At 47.1% G+C, this 20,214-nt stretch carries 18 protein-coding genes and 1 tRNA gene; 9 read left to right on the top strand and 10 right to left on the bottom strand.

The annotated features are described in order from the left end of the window. Positions 1 to 18 precede the first annotated feature (18 nt). Positions 19 to 1,908: a leucine-rich repeat domain-containing protein gene (locus ABT56_RS15875; RefSeq protein ID WP_169753939.1), complete on the bottom strand. Its 1,890-nt coding sequence runs from the start codon at positions 1,906 to 1,908 to the stop codon at positions 19 to 21. A 281-nt stretch (positions 1,909 to 2,189) separates the two neighbouring features. Between ABT56_RS15875 and ABT56_RS15870 the strand changes: the two genes are divergently transcribed. Beyond that, positions 2,190 to 3,734 carry a hypothetical protein gene (locus tag ABT56_RS15870; RefSeq protein WP_047879864.1) on the top strand — a complete coding sequence of 515 codons (1,545 nt, stop codon included), beginning with the start codon at positions 2,190 to 2,192 and terminating at the stop codon, positions 3,732 to 3,734. Between the two features lie 59 nt (positions 3,735 to 3,793). Here ABT56_RS15870 and ABT56_RS15865 read toward each other — a convergent pair whose 3' ends face one another. Next, entirely contained in the window at positions 3,794 to 4,645 is an 852-nt protein-coding gene (locus ABT56_RS15865; RefSeq protein ID WP_047879863.1) for a GNAT family N-acetyltransferase, read from the bottom strand. Positions 4,646 to 4,650: 5 nt separating this feature from the next. Beyond that, entirely contained in the window at positions 4,651 to 4,809 is a 159-nt protein-coding gene (locus tag ABT56_RS24005) for a hypothetical protein (protein WP_157037874.1), read from the bottom strand. 113 nt (positions 4,810 to 4,922) lie between these two features. Between ABT56_RS24005 and ABT56_RS15860 the strand changes: the two genes are divergently transcribed. Then, positions 4,923 to 5,645, top strand: coding sequence for a hypothetical protein (locus tag ABT56_RS15860; protein WP_047879862.1), 723 nt, complete (start codon positions 4,923 to 4,925; stop codon positions 5,643 to 5,645). Here ABT56_RS15860 and ABT56_RS15855 read toward each other — a convergent pair. After that, entirely contained in the window at positions 5,642 to 6,001 is a 360-nt protein-coding gene (locus ABT56_RS15855; RefSeq protein ID WP_047879861.1) for a DoxX family protein, read from the bottom strand. The two genes, ABT56_RS15860 and ABT56_RS15855, sit on opposite strands and share 4 nt — an antisense overlap. Positions 6,002 to 6,270: 269 nt before the next feature. On the opposite strand from ABT56_RS15855, the gene ABT56_RS15850 reads away from it, so the two are divergent. The 6 genes from ABT56_RS15850 to ABT56_RS15825 all read left to right on the top strand — a co-directional run bounded on the left by ABT56_RS15850 (position 6,271) and on the right by ABT56_RS15825 (position 14,318). Beyond that, positions 6,271 to 6,774 (top strand): hypothetical protein, encoded by a 504-nt coding sequence (locus ABT56_RS15850; RefSeq protein WP_053062521.1) that lies wholly within the window; start codon positions 6,271 to 6,273, stop codon positions 6,772 to 6,774. A 90-nt stretch (positions 6,775 to 6,864) separates the two neighbouring features. Then, entirely contained in the window at positions 6,865 to 8,256 is a 1,392-nt protein-coding gene (locus tag ABT56_RS15845; protein ID WP_047879860.1) for a TolC family protein, read from the top strand. 19 nt (positions 8,257 to 8,275) lie between these two features. Beyond that, positions 8,276 to 10,072, top strand: a complete 1,797-nt coding sequence (locus ABT56_RS15840; protein WP_047879859.1) for an efflux RND transporter periplasmic adaptor subunit — start codon at positions 8,276 to 8,278, stop codon at positions 10,070 to 10,072. Continuing rightward, entirely contained in the window at positions 10,069 to 13,203 is a 3,135-nt protein-coding gene (locus tag ABT56_RS15835; protein ID WP_047879858.1) for an efflux RND transporter permease subunit, read from the top strand. Before ABT56_RS15840 ends, ABT56_RS15835 begins: the two co-directional genes overlap by 4 nt. 80 nt (positions 13,204 to 13,283) lie before the next feature. Beyond that, on the top strand, positions 13,284 to 13,826 hold the full coding sequence (gene copI / locus ABT56_RS15830) for a copper-resistant cuproprotein CopI (protein ID WP_047879857.1): 543 nt from the start codon (positions 13,284 to 13,286) through the stop codon (positions 13,824 to 13,826). A 228-nt stretch (positions 13,827 to 14,054) separates the two neighbouring features. Further along, on the top strand, positions 14,055 to 14,318 hold the full coding sequence (locus ABT56_RS15825; RefSeq protein ID WP_157037873.1) for a hypothetical protein: 264 nt from the start codon (positions 14,055 to 14,057) through the stop codon (positions 14,316 to 14,318). A 473-nt stretch (positions 14,319 to 14,791) separates the two neighbouring features. On the opposite strand, the gene ABT56_RS15820 is transcribed toward ABT56_RS15825, so the two are convergent. The 5 genes from ABT56_RS15820 to ABT56_RS15800 form a co-directional block, all read right to left on the bottom strand. Then, positions 14,792 to 15,427 carry a hypothetical protein gene (locus ABT56_RS15820; protein WP_053062520.1) on the bottom strand — a complete coding sequence of 212 codons (636 nt, stop codon included), beginning with the start codon at positions 15,425 to 15,427 and terminating at the stop codon, positions 14,792 to 14,794. 226 nt (positions 15,428 to 15,653) lie between these two features. Further along, a complete protein-coding gene (locus ABT56_RS15815; RefSeq protein ID WP_047879855.1) occupies positions 15,654 to 17,345 on the bottom strand; it encodes a hypothetical protein in 1,692 nt (563 codons plus the stop codon). Further along, complete coding sequence (locus ABT56_RS15810) at positions 17,332 to 17,568, bottom strand: ABC-three component system middle component 6 (protein WP_019282689.1); 237 nt, start codon at positions 17,566 to 17,568, stop codon at positions 17,332 to 17,334. The genes ABT56_RS15815 and ABT56_RS15810 overlap by 14 nt, the downstream gene beginning before the upstream one ends. Continuing rightward, positions 17,555 to 18,106: a hypothetical protein gene (locus ABT56_RS15805; protein WP_047879854.1), complete on the bottom strand. Its 552-nt coding sequence runs from the start codon at positions 18,104 to 18,106 to the stop codon at positions 17,555 to 17,557. Before ABT56_RS15805 ends, ABT56_RS15810 begins: the two co-directional genes overlap by 14 nt. A gap of 17 nt (positions 18,107 to 18,123) precedes the next feature. Continuing rightward, a complete protein-coding gene (locus tag ABT56_RS15800; protein WP_240478331.1) occupies positions 18,124 to 18,384 on the bottom strand; it encodes a hypothetical protein in 261 nt (86 codons plus the stop codon). A gap of 617 nt (positions 18,385 to 19,001) precedes the next feature. On the opposite strand from ABT56_RS15800, the gene ABT56_RS15795 reads away from it, so the two are divergent. Further along, positions 19,002 to 19,092 (top strand) — tRNA-Ser (locus ABT56_RS15795). Positions 19,093 to 19,391: 299 nt separating this feature from the next. On the opposite strand, the gene ABT56_RS15790 is transcribed toward ABT56_RS15795, so the two are convergent. After that, positions 19,392 to 20,168, bottom strand: coding sequence for an AraC family transcriptional regulator (locus ABT56_RS15790; protein ID WP_047879852.1), 777 nt, complete (start codon positions 20,166 to 20,168; stop codon positions 19,392 to 19,394). Between the last annotated feature and the right edge of the window lie 46 nt (positions 20,169 to 20,214).

Raw genomic sequence — 20,214 nt, 5'->3', positions numbered from 1 at the left:
TCTACTGTTGGAATCATGTTACTGCTTACTGACCGCAACATTACGATCAAAGGCATAATCATTCATATTAGTCACTGAAGCAGGGATAGCTACCGTGGTTAACTTGTTCCCTCTAAACGCCCCACGACCAATGGTCTCTACCGCATCAGGAATGGTGATACTGGCTAGCGCATTATTCCTAAAGGCCTCTTGCTTAATGGTAATCACAGAGTCTGGAATGGATATTTCTGTTAATTCATTATAAGAGAAAGCGCTCTGTCCGATCGTTTTCAAGGAATTAGGCAATATCACTCGCTTGAGCTTGTTCTTGGAAAACACCTGCGTTTCAACTTCCGAGATCGAGCTTGGGATCTCTACGCTCGTAAGCGCATTCCCTCTAAATGCAGAAGAGCCGATTTCGGTCACCGAGTCTGGAATCTCTATCGCGGTTAACGCATTTTCTAAAAATGCACCATGGTGAATTTCCTTCACCGTTTCAGGGATCACCACCTGCGTCAACTGGTTGCGAAAAAACAAATTATTCGGAATTTCACGCAAATCATCAGGCAATGTCACGCTCTTTAGTTTGTTCTTAGCAAATGCATAACTCCCTAATTCTTTAATCGAATTGGGAAGAACCAAGGTGGTTAGCTCATTATTAATAAACGCCTCGTGCTCAATCGTGGTGACAGTGTTTGGAATCGATACCGAAGCCAAAGCATTATCGGCAAATGCCCCCCTACGAATGACCGTTATTAACGCTGGAATAGTCACACCCGCTAGCGCATTATGGGCAAATGCCTCTTCACCGATAGACGTCACTAAGCGTGGAAGGTTGATCTCCGCTAACTTATTCTCTGCAAAGGCCCGTTCACCAATCGTTGTGATGGAATCAGGCAATGTTATCTTAGTAATCACGTTATGCCTAAACGCCTCTTCAGGGATCGCTGACAGTGTTTTGGGCAATGAAACCAAAGATAACTTGTTATAGGAAAAAACACTCACTCCCAAGCGAGTTACGGAATCAGGAATAATGACCTGAGTAAGTTTATTCGCGGCGAAAGCATAATTACCAATACGAGTAACCGTATTTGGAATTGTGATACTGACAAGTTTATTGCCATGGAATGCTGCATCGTCAATCTCTGTAACAGCATTCGGAAGCACCACATGCTCAAGCGGGTTATCCATGAAAATACGACTTTTAATCAACGTCAAACTATTCGGCAACACCACTTCCGTCAACTCATTCTCTGCAAAAGCCTTTTTACCAATGTCTGTAACAAAATGCGGTAGCTTAACGCTCACAAGTTCATTGGCCCTAAACGCCTCCTCTCCAATGGTTACCACCGAATCAGGAATATGCAATTGCTCTAAACCATTCTGAGAAAACGCACGACGACCAATTTTTTTCACTGAGTTTGGTATCACTACACTTGACAATGCATTGTTGTCGAATACCCCATAGCCAATTTCCGTAAGCGAATCAGGCAGTGAAAGACGGGTTAAATAGTTATCAGAGAAACTAAACTTACCAAGTTCAGTAACGGATGTGGGAATCACCAGATCCATCAAATCATTTTCAGCAAATGCATAAGCACCTATGCTCACGAGTGAGTCAGGTAATATCAGGCCTGTTAGCCCACTATTAAAAAAAGCTTTCCGGCTAATTCGTTTAACCGGGACATTATTTAAGGTGTCCGGGATGATAATATTTTTATACTCTGAACGATATTCAACGATAGTCCCCGTGCTAGCATGGAACGTGACATCATCGAGAGTCAGCGTTCTTAACTGCCCGACATCAACAGTGATGACTCTTGTTTGCTCCTCATTCAACGTCAATATTTTTTCCGTTCCCGCCTGACATGGTGACGCCATCAAACTGACGATAACCAAAAAACCAGGAAACGATTTAAAGAGTCTCATATTTGTCCTTAATTTAAGCGTATAGATCATATGCATAACTCTGCATTTTAATCTTACTTAGGGGATTCATAACTGCCCCAAAAAAGAAAACACCAACATAACGGTCACAGGGTTTATTTGGAGGCTATTAGCCATATGTATATCGTTACTTATCCCCACAAAACAGTGCTAATACAATATTCCTGATGATTTTCAACTGAATTAGTAATGATAAACTTAAGTATTTAACTAAAGAAAGTATGATACTCTATGCTCACCAATAATATTATTACTAACGGTCAATGAAAAAGAACATTCTAGCATTCGCAATAATTGGTGCAGTTACCCTTTCAAACACCATTCAAGCTCAACCAATTGAAACTTGTAGCGATAATGCCACAGCACATGCGCGTAATCTATTTTTAAAACATTATAAAAAGAAAGATTATACCGCTGCCTATTATGCAACTTATCTTTATGCTGACAGCTGTCCCGGCTTATTTTCAACACAGACCCCATCATCTGAAACACTATGGCTATTGAGTGACTATTCTCTTGCTGCATCACGAACCAATAATATAAACGCTTGCGAAAGTATCTCATCCCTTATTGATGCAAGTGTCTTGCAGCAGCATCCTCGTATTTCCCAAGCAATACAAACAAATCTTAGTCTGTGCTCACTAAAACAAACTGAATCACAACTTGATACCCCCTTAAATAGAGCAACCTGTGCGCTTGATAACCATTTCCTCGCATTACCAGACTCATGGCAGAACAAGGTCGCCAACCATGAAGACGTTCTGTGTATCGGCCCAAAAACATTAACGCCGGATACCACATTAACCGTTATCAAAAAAGGCACAGACAATCAGACAAGCCGTATTCCCCTAAAAAACATCATTCCCAATGATGATAAAAACCGTATTCTCTTCCTTGGCAATGAACGCCCGATGATGGTGGCCAAAGTGTTCAACACCAAAGGCACACTGCTACCGCCAGCCGCCAACGAACGTACCGAATATTATTCATTACGCCCGTATCAGAACAATGAATTAACGCAGCAACAAATTGCAAAGCTCAATAAGGGCATGGTGCAAAGTGTGACCGACAATGAGTACACGGCTGAACAACGGGCTGCATTCGGCCAAGCCGTAGCGGCTAGTTTTACCGTTGACCCGTCTGATTGGTGGGGCCATAAACCATTGCTCAACACTACCGAAATGACGGATCAGAAAGATTTTCTGGTCGCTCAATATAACGATCGCCTCGAGCTTATTTACAATTTGGGCAATGAGATTAAGAAACTGAACTTATTGACCGGTGAGAAAAAAATCGTTTACACCGCGACTGAAGCCGTTCATGTATTCAGTATTCAAGAAAGATTGCTATACATCACCAATGAGCAAGGTGACACCTTCGAGCTTGATCTAGCAATGGATAGGCCGTCACCTCAGGCTGTTTCTTATGCGCCACCGCCACATAAAAAAGGCGATATATGGAACGAACCGCTTGTATCAATGGACAGGCAAAGTGAAATTAATACCAATGACGGTGATTTGAGCATCGAAAGCCCCTACTACAAGAGCACGGTGATTAATAACTTCTGGGACAATCAATGGATTATCTCTAATCTTTCTTGGGGTGGTGACACTGATGAAATGTATTACGACAACACATCTGCCAAGGCATGCATTTGGCGAGTCGATTTGCTCAGCCGCCGTGTTGAGCGTGTTATTCCGATAGATGCCGCATTAGTGCCATATGGGTTCCGAGTCGGCAATGTGCCGTATGTGGTTTATGTCGATACCGCCAAAAAACAACTGTTGCTAGCCACTCCCATGAAATAATGTCATTAAACTTTAAACTCTTCGTTCTTCCCCTTTTTTAAGGGGGAGAACGAGAGGGGCTAACCAAGCTCAAACGTCGTGACGCCAAATGTCCTTTCTACCGAAATATCTGGAAACTCACCGGTATACATCCGAGCGGTTGTGAAAACAGGCTCCATTTCATATTTACCCGCCAATGCAACACCAGCATGGTTCGACTCGGGCACATCCAAATATACAGGATCATAAGCACTGGCCTTGGCTCGCAAGGCCAAGAATAAGTCTTCTGCCAGTGCGACATCATCAGCGAACAGCGGGCCGATTTTATACCCCTCTCGGCATGGCCGAATCACGCCATAACCGGCCAATTTGCCACCACGGCGGATCGCCAGAGCCACCGACTCTCGCTGGTTCAGCCAATGACGCAAAAACACATCTCGGCTTGCCGGAAAAAACGCACTGTCGTAACACAGAACCTCGTTAAAATGGGCCTCATCAATAGGGATAATGTCAGCCTGTTCCGGTGCGACTCCGCCCCCCAAGCCTTCAAAACGAATATTGCCATAGGCGAGACTGAACCCCGAACGGCGGTAATTGGCTTGCTGATCAACCACACCGTCCAAGCCGATATTGCAACCCGCAAGGTATTCAAGCCCAGCCTGCCAGATCGCCAGCCCGTACCCCTTGCCTCGGTATTCGGGTTTCACAATATAAAACCCGAGAAAACCAAAGCCATTGCTGTATTTCACCACCGAAATCGAGGAGATCGGCTCACCATTCAAATACCCCATCAGAAAGCCGTTTGGGTCAGCCGCAAAAAATGACGCCGCATCATGCAGGCCGGGATTCCAGCCTTCTTCTGCCGCCCATTCCACGGCAAGGGACAAATCCTCCTTGCTCATTACACGGATCTGATAACCTGATTTTTCCACTCCTTTCACCTTTCAGCTTGCCCACTTATCTCCTTAACCATAGAACAGCACGAGGCAGTACCGCCGGAAATTGCGCTCGTAATACGGCTGACGGCAACTTCCCCTCTGGCACTGGCACTGGCACTGGCACTGGCACTGGCACTGGCACTGGCAAAAATAGACAAGCTCTCCTAGCTTAATAAGTGGCACATTTTTGCAGCAGACAAGGTTAATTCACCCCATGACAAAACGTATCGTTGCCCTCTGCCCCTTAGGATTGGCGAGCATTTTGCTTACCATGCCAGCCGCTGCCAGTCCACAAACTGCCACACCCCATTGGCAACACAGCCTAGAGCTGTATTTTATGGGACTGAATATCCGAGGGGACTCCACCATACGCAATCGCACCTTGGATCTTGATGTCGACCCCAAGTTCATCATGGATAATCTCGACATCGGGGCAATGGCTCGCTGGGAATCAATCTACCACCAGCAATGGGGATTCTATCTTGACTACAGCTTCATGGAACTCAGCGGCGAGACCGACAATTTACTGAGCAGTACCGAAAATCTGGTTCTAAAAAGCGACATTGATATTCGCCAGGGGGTATTGGAAGCCAAGGGGTTCAAACGCTACCACTATCCATTCGGTACGCTGGACTACATGATAGGGCTTCGCTGGTGGGACAATGATATCAGTGCCGAGTTTTTCCGCCGCGACAACCAACGTATTTTCGACAAATTCAGCTTGGACGAAAATTGGGTCGACTACGTTGTCGGTGTTCGCTGGATCAACGCTATCAATAAGCACTGGCTGTTCCATGTCAGTGTAGATGCCGGGCTAGGTAGTGATACCGACTTCACCAGCGCCATCCAGACCGGTGTCCGTTATCGAATAAACCATTGGTCAGACATCAATATTGCCTATAAATCGACCTGGGTGGATTACGATAACCAAGACAATTTTGCCTACAACACGGCATCACAGGGCTTTCTCTTAGGCTGGACGGCCCATTTCTAAGACAGCCAAGTAACATCAAACAAGTGCTGTCCCACTAATATTGAAATCACCAAGGTGACAATTGAAGGAATGGCATCCTGAAAACGGTCAAAACGAAAATGGAAAAACATCGCCCCAATCGAGGTTAACGCCAATGCTCCAGCCCCCAAGAACGGGACATACTTGATAGGCAACCACAAGGCCACGGCTGATGCACATTCAATGACCCCTACAGCGAACATATGACGGCGATTCAAGCCGTATTTGTGGAAAAACGCCAACTGAGTTTGAAAAATATATTTCTGCCATCCCAATAGCTTGATAGAGCTGGCAAACAGGAAAAAAGCCGAGAGCAAGATCTTAAAAACAGGGTACATGGGCGAGTCCTTATGTATTTGTGGTTTGCATCATATCCATTCCATAAAAAATGATAAGACTGTGTTTCTGCATACCATCTATTCGTTTTTTGAATACATCATTGATTCCCGCCAAACACCCACCCTTGTGGGTAACCGTGCTGTCACTTTTTTAAGTTTCATCTAGGCTCTTTTTTAAGACACGACAAAGAAAAAATAACCACTAAACTAGTAAATTCTTGACCTTCCCCTAAGGGGAGGCTTTACAGTTACACGGATTTTCCCTAACAATGTCTATGATGCGTTTTACATCTCACCGAATATTCTGGATTGCCCTTTTCAGTATCTTTACGATGCTGATGTCCAGTATTGTCTCGAGTGCACCGCTCATGACATTCCAAATGCTCAGTGATGGTGCGATCCCAACACTCGAAGCTGTTACAGGCCAAGACGACCGCGAGCCTAATCACCGCTCAACCGATCACCACCATGAAGCGCCTTGCAGCGCAGCCATGATGGCAACACACCACGCTGAGTCGCCGTCAGTCCCAGCCCATCCAGCAGCCAGCTCAAGTAACACCGCAAGCAACGCCCAGCATGCCATGGCCAACTGTAACGACAGCCAAGACATGCCTCACAACTGCTGCAGCGCAGCCTGCATTAGCGTGTTTGCTTTTCTGCCACGCCTAAAACAATCTATCGTGCGCCAAGCCCAATTAGTGCCTTTTACGCCTGATGTGATCGCGATGGTACCGGCTCACCCGCAGTCCCTCTACCGGCCTCCCATTGCCTAAATCCTACTCTGCCTGATGACACCCGACGTTTGTGACGCTGGGTGATTGAATGACGCGCCAAACAGGCGCACAGAATGGATTTAGTTTGATATGAACAACACTCGCCTGTGGGCACTGAATATCAGTGCAGCCACGCTGGTAGCCATGCCTGCTATGTCGGCACCCCAACATTATGGGGTCGATCAACCGCAGCTTGCCGCCGCCTCACAGCAGCTCAATGCCCTGATTGAACAAGCACTGGCAACCGATGCCAACCGCCAGCAATACTTTGCCCAGTCGCAGGCCATGCGAGAAACCGCCATTGCCAGCGCTACCCTTATGGATCCCAAGCTCAAAGTCGGTATCGGCGGCCTGCCCGTTGACAGCTTCAAGTTCGATGATGATCCCATGACCAACATCTCGATTGGCCTCATGCAACAATTTGAGCGGGGTGACACCCTTAGCCTGCAACAAAAGAAAAACAACTTGCAGGCAGACGGCAGCGCGCTGCAAATTGCCGCCCGCGAACTGGATGTTGCCAACCGGATAACCAAAATATGGTTGGAGCTTGGCTACCAGCAGGTTGCTGCTGGCATTCTGCGGGAAAACCAGCGCCTGATGATAGAGATGGAACGCTTCATTGCCACCAACTACAGCCTCGGCAAAAGCGAAGCTCAGGATCTGCTCAATGCCCAGCTGCAAGTCAGCAAACTCGATGAGAAACTGCAGGCCAACACCCAAATCCAACGTCGACTGCTGTCGCAGCTCTCCGAATGGCTCGGCTCTGACTGGCTGAACACCCATCAATCCCTGACCACCAGCAACCGACTGCTTTGGCCACGTTTGAATGCCGCTCTCGCCAGTCAATCCAAGTCCAGTGGCAACCAACACTATACACTGCTCGCCCAGCACCCAATGGTGAAAATGGCCGACACCAGCATTGCCGTTGGCCAAACCCAAGTAGAGCTAGCCGAGCAAGCCTACCTGCCACAATTCGGCGTGGAGGTGATGTATGGCTACCGTCAGGCAAACAATATGCGTGGTGAGCCAGCCTCTGATTTGGTCAGTGCCTACCTGACCATGGACATCCCGCTGTTCACCGACAACCGCCAAGACAAAAACAAGGCGGCCGCCCAATATCAGGTCGGTGCGGCAAAATCACAAAAAGACCTGCTGCTGGCGCAAATGAACGCCAAGGTCAACGCCTTGCTGGTGGACAAACAAAACCTCGAACTTCGACTCGCCCGCTATCAGGACACCTTGCTCAGCCAAGCCAAGGCGAGGACCCAAGCTGTCGAGCGGGGCTACCAGAACAATACCGCCCAATTCAATGACGTGATTTCCGCCACCAGTGACGAGCTAAACCTGATTCTAGAACAGCAACGGCTAGTGACCGATCTCAGCATTGTAAAGAGCAACCTTGCTGCTTTGCTAAACCGCTTTGGCTACCAAGCCGCAGCACCGACTTTGCGCCCTGATACCCAACCCCATACCCAACACTAATGAACAAGGCAGAAACACTATGAAAAACGTACAGATAACAGCAGTAGCCCTGTTCGTTGGCGCCGCCATCGGGTTTGGCTCCCATTACTATCTCACCAGCCGCCAAGATGCCGATCTGACCACAGCCAACAACTCACAGGCATCGAATACCCATGAGCCTTTGTACTGGGTTGCTCCGATGGTTCCTAACTACAAGCGGGACAAACCGGGGAAATCACCAATGGGGATGGATCTGATCCCGGTCTACGCCGAGGACTCCGCGGGAAATAGCGACAAACCGGGCACTGTCACTATCGATCCGGCCGTCGAAAATAATCTCGGCGTTAAAACCGAGACCGTAAAACGGCAAACGCTTTCCCCGCGCATCGACACCGTAGGCTATGTCGCCTTTGACGAAAGCCAGCTATGGCAAACCAACGTCCGGGTAGCGGGCTGGGTTGAAAAACTCTTCATCAATGCCGTCGGCGAGAGTGTCAAAAAAGGCGATGTACTGTTTACCCTCTACTCACCGGAGCTTATCAAGGCGCAGGAAGAACTGCTCAATGCCTACCGGACCGGACGCACCGGGCTGACCAAAGGGGCAACCGAAAGACTGGTCACACTGGGCGTTGACCGCCATCAAATCAAGCAGATCCTCAAACGCGGCCGGGCTTCTCAGTCAATCGCTATCAAAGCTATCTCCGATGGTGTCATTGCCAGCCTCAACATCCGCGAAGGCGGCTATTTGTCACCGGCACAGGCAGTGATCAGCGCAAGTCCGCTGGATCATGTCTGGGTCGATGCCGAAGTTTTCGAGCGCCAAGGCCAATGGATGAAAGCCGGCAGCCCGGCCAGCATGACCCTAGATGCTATTCCGAACAAAACCTGGCAGGGGCAGATTGACTATGTCTACCCGATCCTTGATCCCAAAACCCGCACATTGCGGGTACGGCTGAAATTCGCCAACCCCAACGGTGACCTCAAACCAAACATGTTCGCCAATATTGCCCTTCAGCCCACCACGGACCATACGGTACTCACTGTTCCGCGCTCATCGGTGATCCGCTCCGGCGGGATGACCCGCGTTGTGCTGGCCGAAGGCAACGGGAAATACCGTTCAGCACGTATTGAAGTCGGCCGTGAAGCCGGTGAACGTATCGAAGTCCTCCAAGGGCTCAGCGAGACGGATCGTATCGTGACCTCGGCCCAATTCATGATTGACTCAGAATCAAGCCAGAGTGCCGACCTCTCGCGGATCAACGGTATTGAACCCCTAATCCAGCCTGATATCCAATGGGCCAGCGGTGAAATTACCGATGTCATGCAAGGACATCGAATGCTGACCATCAACCACCAACCTGTTCCTGCATGGAACTGGCCGGGCATGGTCATGAATTTTACCCTGAGCAAGGATCTTCAACTGACAGACACCGACTGGGCGACGCTGAAAAAAGGCCAGCCGATTGAATTTGAAATGCAAAAAGGCGCAAGCGGCCAATACGAAATCATCGATTACCGCTTGGGTTCTAAAACCCCCAACAGCAGCGAAGCGCCAGAGATCTGGATAGACGGAAAGATCACGCTGCTGATGGCCGATTTCGGCATGGTGACTATCAGCCATCAGGCCGTTGGTGACTGGCAGTGGCAGGCCGGCGAGATGAATTTCTCCGCCGCAGACGGTGTTGACCTCGCCCCCTTTGCCGAAGGGCAAGCAGTACGGGTGCTGATTAGCAAAAACGGTAGCGATTATGTCCTCAGACAGATCCAAGCCGTCGATATACCCAAAGCTGCCAATACCCCAAGAGCAACCAACGCACAGACTGGAGGCCAACAATGATCGGGGCGATTATCCGCTGGTCTATCAGCAACCGCTTTTTGGTACTGGTTGCCACCTTGGTGCTAACCCTTGGCGGCCTCTACAGCGTAAAGAACACACCGGTTGATGCCATCCCGGATCTCTCGGACGTTCAGGTTATTATCAAAACCAGTTATCCGGGACAAGCCCCGCAAGTGGTAGAAGATCAGGTGACCTACCCATTGACCACCGCGATGCTTGCCGTACCGGGAGCCGAAACGGTGCGGGGCTACTCGTTCTTCGGGGACTCATACGTCTATATCATTTTCAACGATGATACCGACATGTACTGGGCTCGTTCACGGGTGCTGGAATACCTCAGTCAAGTTGCTCCAAAGCTGCCACCGAGTGCCAAACCGACCCTCGGCCCCGATGCAACGGGCGTGGGCTGGGTATACAGCTACGTTCTGCAAGACAAAACCGGCAAGCATGACTTGGCCGAACTGCGCAGTTTGCAAGACTGGTTTTTGAAATATGAACTGCAAACCGTGGCTGGGGTCTCCGAAGTCGCGACCGTCGGCGGTATGGTCAAGCAGTATCAGGTGCAAATCGACCCGGCCAAACTGCGTGCCTACGATCTGACACTACAACAGGTCAATATGGCAATCCAAAACGGCAATCAGGAAACCGGCGCGTCGGTGATTGAGGTTGCTGAGGCCGAGCACATGGTGCGCACAACGGGCTACCTCACCAGTATCGAAGACATCCAGTCACTGCCTCTCAAAGTCACTGACAAGGGTACTCCTTTACTGCTGGGGGATATTGCCGATATCAATATCGGCCCGCAGATGCGCCGTGGGATCTCCGAATTCAATGGCGAAGGGGAAGCGGTCGGCGGGGTCATCGTCATGCGCTATGGCGAGAATGCCAGCGCGGTGATAGAGCGCGTCAAAACCAAACTGGCCGAATTACAGCGCGGCCTGCCTGACGGCGTCGACATCGTCGCCACCTACGACCGCTCAACCTTGATCGACAATGCGGTTGATAACCTTTGGCACAAACTCGCCGAAGAGTTCATTGTGGTTGCCCTTGTTTGCGCCCTGTTCCTGTTCCACATCCGCTCGTCGCTGGTGATCGCAATCAGCTTGCCGATTGGCATCCTGAGCGCGTTCATTGTCATGCACTGGCAGGGGATCAATGCCAATATCATGTCGCTGGGCGGTATCGCCATCGCCATTGGCGCGATGGTCGACGGGGCTATCGTGATGATAGAAAACGTCCACAAGCATATCGAACGCACCCCGCTCACGGACGAAAACCGCTGGCAGGTAATCGGCAAAGCCGCCGAGGAAGTCGGGGCTCCGCTGTTCTTCTCGCTGCTGATCATTACCTTGAGCTTCGTGCCGGTTTTTGCGCTGGAAGGACAGGAAGGCAAGATGTTCTCGCCGCTGGCTTTCACCAAGACCTATGCCATGGCTGCCGCCGCCGGATTAGCTATCACACTCGTTCCGGTACTGATGGGGTATTTCATCCGTGGCAACGTCATGCCCGAACATAAAAACCCAATCAACCGTGGCTTGGTCGCACTCTACCGCCCATTGCTGGGATTAAGCCTCAAATTTCCCAAAACCATGATCGGGCTGGCTATCGTGCTCATGGTATCGGCCTACTACCCTACCAGCAAGCTGGGCAGCGAGTTCATTCCACCTTTGGATGAGGGGGATCTGATGTACATGCCAACCACCTATCCGGGGATCTCCATCGGCAAGGCGCGCGAGCTATTGCAGCAGACCGACAAGCTGATCAAAACCGTACCGGAAGTCGAAACCGTTTGGGGCAAGATCGGTCGAGCGGAAACTGCCACCGATCCGGCACCGCTGACCATGATTGAAACGGTTATCCAGCTCAAGCCTCGCGAGCAATGGCGAAAAGGCGTAACAACCGAATCGCTGCGCAAGGAATTTGACGCGCTGATCCAGTTTCCGGGATTGACCAATGCCTGGGTAATGCCAATCAAAACCCGCATTGACATGCTGGCCACGGGGATTAAAACCCCAATCGGGATCAAGATCGCAGGGCCTGATCTCAAGGTTATTGAAAATATCGGCGCCCAGCTCGAACCTATCCTCAATACGGTTCACGGCACAACATCGGTCTATGCCGAGCGGGTTGCCGGCGGCCGCTATGTCACCATTGATATAAAACGCCGTGCCGCTGCCCGCTATGGCCTCAACATCAAGGATATCCAGCAGGTGATCTCCACCGCCGTCGGCGGGATGAACGTCGGTGAAACCATCGAAGGCTTGGAGCGCTATCCGATCAATGTCCGCTACCCGCAAGCATACCGCGACTCGGTGGAAAAATTGCAGGGCCTGCCACTGGTCACCCCCAATGGCGCCAGAATCGCTCTTGGTGATGTCGCCGATATCCGCTACGAAGACGGCCCGCCGATGATCAAAACCGAAAATGCCCGTCCTAACGGCTGGGTCTTCGTTGATATCGATGGCCGCGATCTGGGCTCGTACGTTGTCGACGCAAAACAAGTCGTTGCAAAACAGCTCCAGCTCCCGGCTGGCTATTCACTGGCATGGTCAGGCCAATATGAATACATGGAACGGGCCAAGGCTCGGCTGAATGTGGTTGTCCCTATCACCCTGTCGATCATCATGCTGCTGCTCTATCTCAGCTTCCGCCGGATCGGTGAAGTGCTGATTATTATGGGCACCCTGCCTCTTGCGATGGTCGGCGGGCTGTGGCTGATGCATGGCCTTGGCTACAACTTCTCCATCGCCGTCGGGGTTGGCTTCATCGCCCTTGCCGGGGTCGCGGTAGAGATCGGGGTCATTATGCTGGTCTACCTCAACCAAGCATGGGACGAGAAAAAACGCCAAGCCATCGCGGGCACATTATCGCTCGGCAACGATGAGCTCACCGACGCTATTCACGAAGGGGCCGGACTTCGCGTACGCCCGGTCATGATGACCGTACTCACCGTGATTATCGGCCTGATCCCCATTATGTATGGCGAGGGAACGGGCTCTGAGGTCATGCAGCGCATCGCTGCACCAATGATTGGCGGTATGGCCTCTGCCCTGCTGCTAACGCTGCTCGTGCTTCCGGCCATCTTCAAGTTATGGAAGCGCAAAGAAATCAAAGCATTCACCCATATCTAACCGACACCAGCCAGACCGTCCCTCATCCTCACTGAGGGGCGGCACTGAACATAAACAGATAAGATAATAAGGACTGTAGAATGAAAAAATCCCTAATCGCCCTAACCTTCACGCTATCATCGTCGCTTGCTATGGCTGACGGCAATATGGATCACTCGCACATGGACCACAGCGCGATGAACCACAAAAGCATGGATCACAGCCAAATGGATCATTCGAAAATGGATCACAGCAACATGATGAACATGTCAGCGGTAGGCATGCCAGCCCCCGGTGCCAAACCAGACAAGGTGGTTCATGTGCTTTTAAGTGACGACATGAAAATCCGTTTCAAAAAACATGTTGATATAAAACCCAACGATATCGTTCAGTTCGTAATAATGAACACGGGCAACATCGATCATGAATTTTCAATCGGATCGGCAACGGAGCAACTCGAACACCGCGAGATGATGCGAACCATGAAAGATCACCATAACCATGACAGTGGCAGCACGGTAACGGTAAAACCGGGCAAGGCCAAACAGCTGCTTTGGCACTTTCACGGTGACAAGAATGTTGAATTTGCCTGCAATATTCCCGGCCATGCGGAAGCCGGAATGGTGAAAAAAATCACGTTGTAGTGATGACTGAAAACGGAGTACCTCTTGTGCTCCGTTTTATCTCTTTCATTACGTCAAAAATACGAATTTATAGGGAATATATCAGCCTACTTGACGATATTAATACCTTATCTCGCCATCGTTAGAAGCACTTATCACATTTCTTTCAGCCCCCTAATTGCTTTCGATCACCGACCTCGGCATACTCGTCATCGAGATATCAAAGGCTGCAATAAAAAGGACTAGACGTTGTTATTTAAAATCCCATTGCTCATTATGCTTCTTTACTACCACACCCAAAGCCAAAATGCTCTGCGCTGTACTGTTTTTTGGTTCTTGGCCCTACTGGCACTGAGTAGCATGCAGTATTCATTCACCGCTGCATTATTCTTGCCGTTAACCATTTCATCGGTTATCGCTTTTGTGTATTTCACATTACTTGAAAGAATAGAAAATCTGCTGCTATGGTGGCTAACCATGATTGCCGGTGCCATTGCATTGCTTATTTTTTAACGGTGATACTTTCATTTATACGCCGAAACCACTCTATACAACAATCGCCATGTAATGGTTAAGTACATGAATATAAATGTGAAAAACCTCATCAACCGCATGAAAGACCCAATGTAATCACCCCATTTTTAGTGGCACCCTAAATTAGAGTTTTCCAAGTGTTCTGACTTAGCCAGGTATTCCCATGGAGTCAGATCATTTAACGCACGGTGTGGTCGTTCATCATTTGTAGTGGCTCATACACGATCTTACATATTCACTGGTAAGTCACGACTAGATCGTACAGTCGGTCTGCTGGCAGCATAACTCATAACTGGACAGAAATGAGTTGTCACCCGTGCCCGCAGTCGCCTGCATCGGATAACTTTAGTTTGGGGAAAATGAAGTAGACGGCTTTGTTGTTCGAGAGTATTGGCTGCTGATGCAGCCAAAAAGAATACTATGGTCTATTAACCCCAAATAGGACATATCTGTTATACGTTTTTTGAACCTACATATATACCACTGGCATGGGATGCGCATTCGTAACGTTTAATGTTTGTTATTATGTACTTTATACTTTCTTCGTCGTCACCTAAACCTTTGGATATCCGAACCATAAAGTACACGATCCGAGACCATGCTTTGAAGTGACCATCCGTTAATTCAGATGCTACTGGTAGCAAGTTACCAAAAGTGTTTAAATCAATGTCGCATTGAGAACGGATTGCGTCAATCTCTTGAGTAGCTAAGCCATTTTCTTTGATAAAGTCGAACAAATTATCTAAATACTCAATATTATCATGATGCTCTTCACCATAAAAATTACCCACACGATACTTACGTGGCAAATTTTTAAACCCGTGTCGTAAAAAGAATATTAGGTACTCGCGTAAACGCTTTTCTTTGACAATTAAAAGCTGTATTCGGTTTTGCTCCTGCCAACGGTCAACAATGAATAATATAATACATAGTTCAATCAACATTCCTGTTAGCTCTGGAAGGAGGTTTCCCGAGAAATAATCGAAAGGAATATTAATATAGAACCCAACTTGGATACATACAAGTAGCAGGATAAAAATTACTATGGTAAACGTCCCCTGCTTAGTGTTTCCTGGCATCCAACCCATTATTTTACTTACCTATACCCACACACAAACATTTATCCATATAAAAATATCACATATTTAAACGAAGCTTCAAGAAAGCTACTAGATGTACTAAACAAAATATAAATCTAGAAATTAAATCATCCAACTGTGATTGCTAGCACCAACATATGGCTTTAAATTTTTCACTAAAGCTTAGAGGGTTAAGAACCTACTTTATCCCTCTAAGCATAAGTAGATTTTGTGTTTATATCTTGAAGAATTTGTTGTCCTGAGACAGTTCAAGGATGATGAAATCCTTGTATTTTGTGTAATCTTGCTCAACAAGCTTATCAGATAACATAGAAACAATGTGTTGTCCTGATAGTTGAATTGACACATCAAACATTTTACGAACATGCTGTATGTCGATTTCATCAATCGAATCATGTAAGACAAAGTTAGGTCTTAATGCTTGTTGGTCACAAACAGTCTTGATGTATGCTAAATCAAATGTAACAACTTCCAGTCTTTTTAATCCACCCTCGTTGTTTGATTCTACGTCGTCGACATGTGGCGAGCATTCTCCCTTTTCTTGGTCTAAATGAAGACTGAAGTTGTACTCAACTCCGTAGAAATCGCGAGTGTAGTCTTTGAAGTTTTCAATATACTTTTCTTCAAAAGAGGTTACGTTGTTTAGCTCAGTTTCAAGCTCACCAGCTAATTCAGTTAAGCTTTGTCTCTCAAGTATTAGCTTTGAGTCGATATCATCCTTTTTGTCGATTATGGCTATTAGTTTGGCTAACTCTTTATCAAGCTTACCAATTTCCTTCATCGTGTCAGATATCTCTTCCATTTTCTTTTTCGATTTTAGTTCATCGAATAGGCTCTGCTTCTGAATTTTTAATTGGCCGAATTTGATAGTAGCTTTTTCATGTTGCTCTTGCAATTTATCTAGTCCATGCGACACAAACTCTCGTTTCGTGCTCAACAGATGGTCATGAAAATCGAGTGCTTGCTGATAATCTTCAAGAGTAGATTCAATCTTTACAGAAGCATACTCGTAGATAGTACGTAGTTCATCGAGCAAATGATGCTGCTCACTAGTCTTTAGTATTTCATTGGTCTTAATAATGTTCTTGATTTTTAAATCTAAAGAAAGAATCTGGTCAGAAATTAAGTTCTGCTTGTCATCTATCGTGTTGATTTTTGATACGATTTCTAGCTTATCAATGCCTTTTTCTGACGATGATAAAGACTTTTCTAATTTAGCTATTTCTTTTTTTATTTTAGAGACCGAGCCGACGATCTTGTCTTGTGAAATGACACTATTAAAGGCCTTTAGGTTTTTATTATAACCCTTGATGGTGGTCTTTAGTCTGTGGACTTTACTGAGTATCTCAGTGTCATCAAAGTTAAACAGATACAGAAAAACCGTATTGATATCGGATTTACTAACGTTCCTACCGTTGTCAAAGTTAACAGTCTTTGTCATACGGTGTTGTGTTGTTCTGAAGAACTTCGGAGCAAGCTTTCTGATTGTTGGTTTAGCTGAGTAGACGTTGAAAATACTGCCCATAATATGCGCGATGTATTCTTTGCTTGTTACTTCTTGTCCATTCAAAATGTAGTTTTGCAGTGCAGTATCAGTAGATAGTCTGCGCTTAATAACACTGTACTGATTGTTTAGACCAAGGTACTCAAGCGATACGTATACTTCACTGTTTGTGAAAAGCTGTTCAATCTCTTGCTTTGGTGTTTGAAACTCATCATCAATGTAGATTGGACTAATTGAGCTATCAAACAAGTAGTCGAGAATTCGACCTAAAGTCGACTTACCAACGCTGTTACCAGGTGCGTCAGAGTTCTTTTTACTCGTGATGATGTTTAAGTTGTCTAAAAACGGTATCTCTCGTGTTTCTACACCGTCGATCTCTAAGAGAAATCTAAGTAGCTTCATTGATAAAAACCTCTTTGCTATCGTAGCCAATAGCAGAAATGATATACAGCCAATCCAACGCTAGAATTATGTGGTCTACGGACACAGAAAGCTCTTTAGTGCCGACTTTCATTAGCTGTGTGATCGTCATACGCTTTCTTTTGCGCTCATGAAGCTTTTTCAAGATAAAGCCACCTATGTAGAGCACATTCATCTCTGGGTGAGAGCCTTTAGTTGGTAGCATTGTTAGGATTCTCCAGTACGCAGCATTCAACAAAACCATGTGCAACAACTACGTTTAGCCCAATTTCTACTTGTTCTTTGTATTGAGTTACATTAGCTGAGCTATACACAAACTTTCTGAGTTGCTTGATAACATCGCTTATGATGTCGTCTGCGTGCTGCCGTACTTGCTCTATGTCGGGTTCAAAAGAGTCAATGTCATACTTATCTAATGAATTACAGTACATTTCATTAAGCAATTCCATTGCTGTTTGTTTTCCATTGATTATGTTTTGTTCTGCAAGAGTGTAGGCTTTTTCAATATGGGATGAATACGATTTGTACTGCAAGACAATACGACGCTTAGTCTTGAGCATGTTGTGGTTTATCTTCGTAATAACATTTGCGGGAAACGACCGATCAGTTCGATCGATTCTCACGTTGGCAGATGCAATATCACCAATGATAATGTTAATAATAGAGTCAACGTTATTTTCTGGAGACTCTACGTTGTAGAAGTCCCCTTCAATGTTTTGAATATCAAATCTTGTTTCACACATAGACAAGCCTAGAACTCTTATTTGTTGTAAACAAAGTCGCCTTTGATTACACCTTGGTTAAAGTTGGTCTGGCCGTTCTGATGCACTTCTTGATAGTTATCGTGGATATCGTTCTTTTCGAGTTCGACGATCTTCTGTTCTAGAGTAGTGTTTTGAACTTGTAATGCATTGTATGAAACTTCCAACGATTCGAACTTTTGTTGTAGCGTACTGTTTTCGACCTTTAGTTCTTTGTGATGAATGCTTAGATTATCGAATTTCTGCGTAATTTTAGTCACGTTGCTTTTTTGAACAAAAGCATAAACACAGCTAACAACAGTACAGATCCAAGCGATAGCTACGAAAAGTGGGGTAGCAAAGATTTCCATTTTTATCTCAACATCTAGACATATGAGCCGTGTATTGTACAGTTCATATGCATTTAGTACCACTAAAAGACGTGTAAATTACTAATAACTATCAAGTAGTCATTTCCAGTCACCAAACTGCTTAACGCCGAGGCAAAATTATGTCGACACTTTGGTAGTTTGCTTTTTTGGTGTGTAGATTATGACTAAAGTGCCGATTTATCAGTGAAATTGCTCGCTTAAAGTATTTCTACACACCTCACCGATGGGCATTAGATTATCTATCGAAAACTCTTGGCGAGAGTCTGATGACATTAGCTTTTTCCAACACGAAAAAGGGGCAAAGACGCCTTAGCTCAATCTCGCGACTTACCGAATCCCCCACACATAACAACCAACAGAGCGCGCAGAAATCAACCGCCACAAAGATCAAAGCACAACCAAAGCGATATCGTACAACCCATCTTGTTCTTATATTGTGCAACTGATGCTTGTGTTTCAGATTTTCCCTTTACAGTTCAGAGCTGAAACCATACTATACGCCGCATGGAGAGATGGCTGAGTGGTTGAAAGCACCGGTCTTGAAAACCGGCATACGTTTATAGCGTATCTAGGGTTCAAATCCCTATCTCTCCGCCACATTCAAGAAAGCCGACTTAACTGTCGGCTTTTTTATATCTGAATTTTGTGACAATCAGATAGGGTGCAGAACCCTAGACAGGGTTCAACCTCTGTAATGTCATTTAGGCGAAGCAAAAGCACATTGCCCGTGCCGAAGGCGCGAAAAGGCAATAGCCCGAAGGGCGCGAGCCTGCGAACAGTAAATCCCTAGTCGTGTGCGACCCCAGCTCTGCCACATTCAAGAAAGCCGACTTAACTGTCGGCTTTTTTATATCTGAATTCTGTAACAATCCGATAGGGTGAACCCTCGTCAGGGTTCACCCACCAGCATGGCAATATTGCCGGGGCGTCTTGCCTGTCTGCTGTTTGAAAAACGCAATAAAGGCACTATCGCTCGAAAAACCCAGTTGATATGCCACGTCGTTAACCTGCGAGCCACCAGCAAGGCGTAAGATCGCTTGTTGCAAACGCCATTGCTGACGCCAATCTTGATATGACATGCCCGTCTCTTTAATAAAAATACGGCTGATGGTTTTGCTGCTGGCCCCAACCTGCTCACTCAATACGTTGAGAAGCGGTGCTATCCCCTCTCCCTCTACCAATGACGCCAACCAAGTGGTCAAGCGCCGGTCTGTCGGCATAGAAAGAACAAGCCGCTTTTCGCGGGCCAAGGCCAGCTCTTCGAAAAATAGCGCATGGGTATTTTGCATTTCTGCATTCGGTTTATCCCAGCACCAAAATGACATCCGCTCAATCAGCGCCTGAAGCAAAGGCGTTACCTCGATGATTTTTACCCGGTTCTCGAGATGCGCAGTCAGGTGAGGTGCAAAATAGAGAGAGCGATATTCAACAACCTGTCGCATCTCAGCACAGTGTTCCACGGCGGCGGGGATCCATGCCGCCCGCGTCGGGGGCAATACGCACCGCATGCCATCTAGCGTAATAGTCATGCACCCTTGGGGAGCATAAAGCAGCTGCGCCTTTTGATGCTGGTGCATCCCTGAATCATGCCGACCAACCCGCGCCGCAATACCGATTACGTCTGCGGCTAGCATATCGACATTGAACGGGGTTCTTTCATCTATCAGTGCCATTGTCTCTATCTTGATGTTCTTGCTTTTTATTCGCCGAGTGAGGCGA

The sequence above is a fragment of the Photobacterium aquae genome (assembly GCF_001029445.1).
GTDB lineage: Bacteria > Pseudomonadota > Gammaproteobacteria > Enterobacterales > Vibrionaceae > Photobacterium > Photobacterium aquae.
The sequence above is the reverse complement of the archived record's forward strand: the minus strand, read 5'-3'. Positions and strand labels throughout refer to the sequence as shown.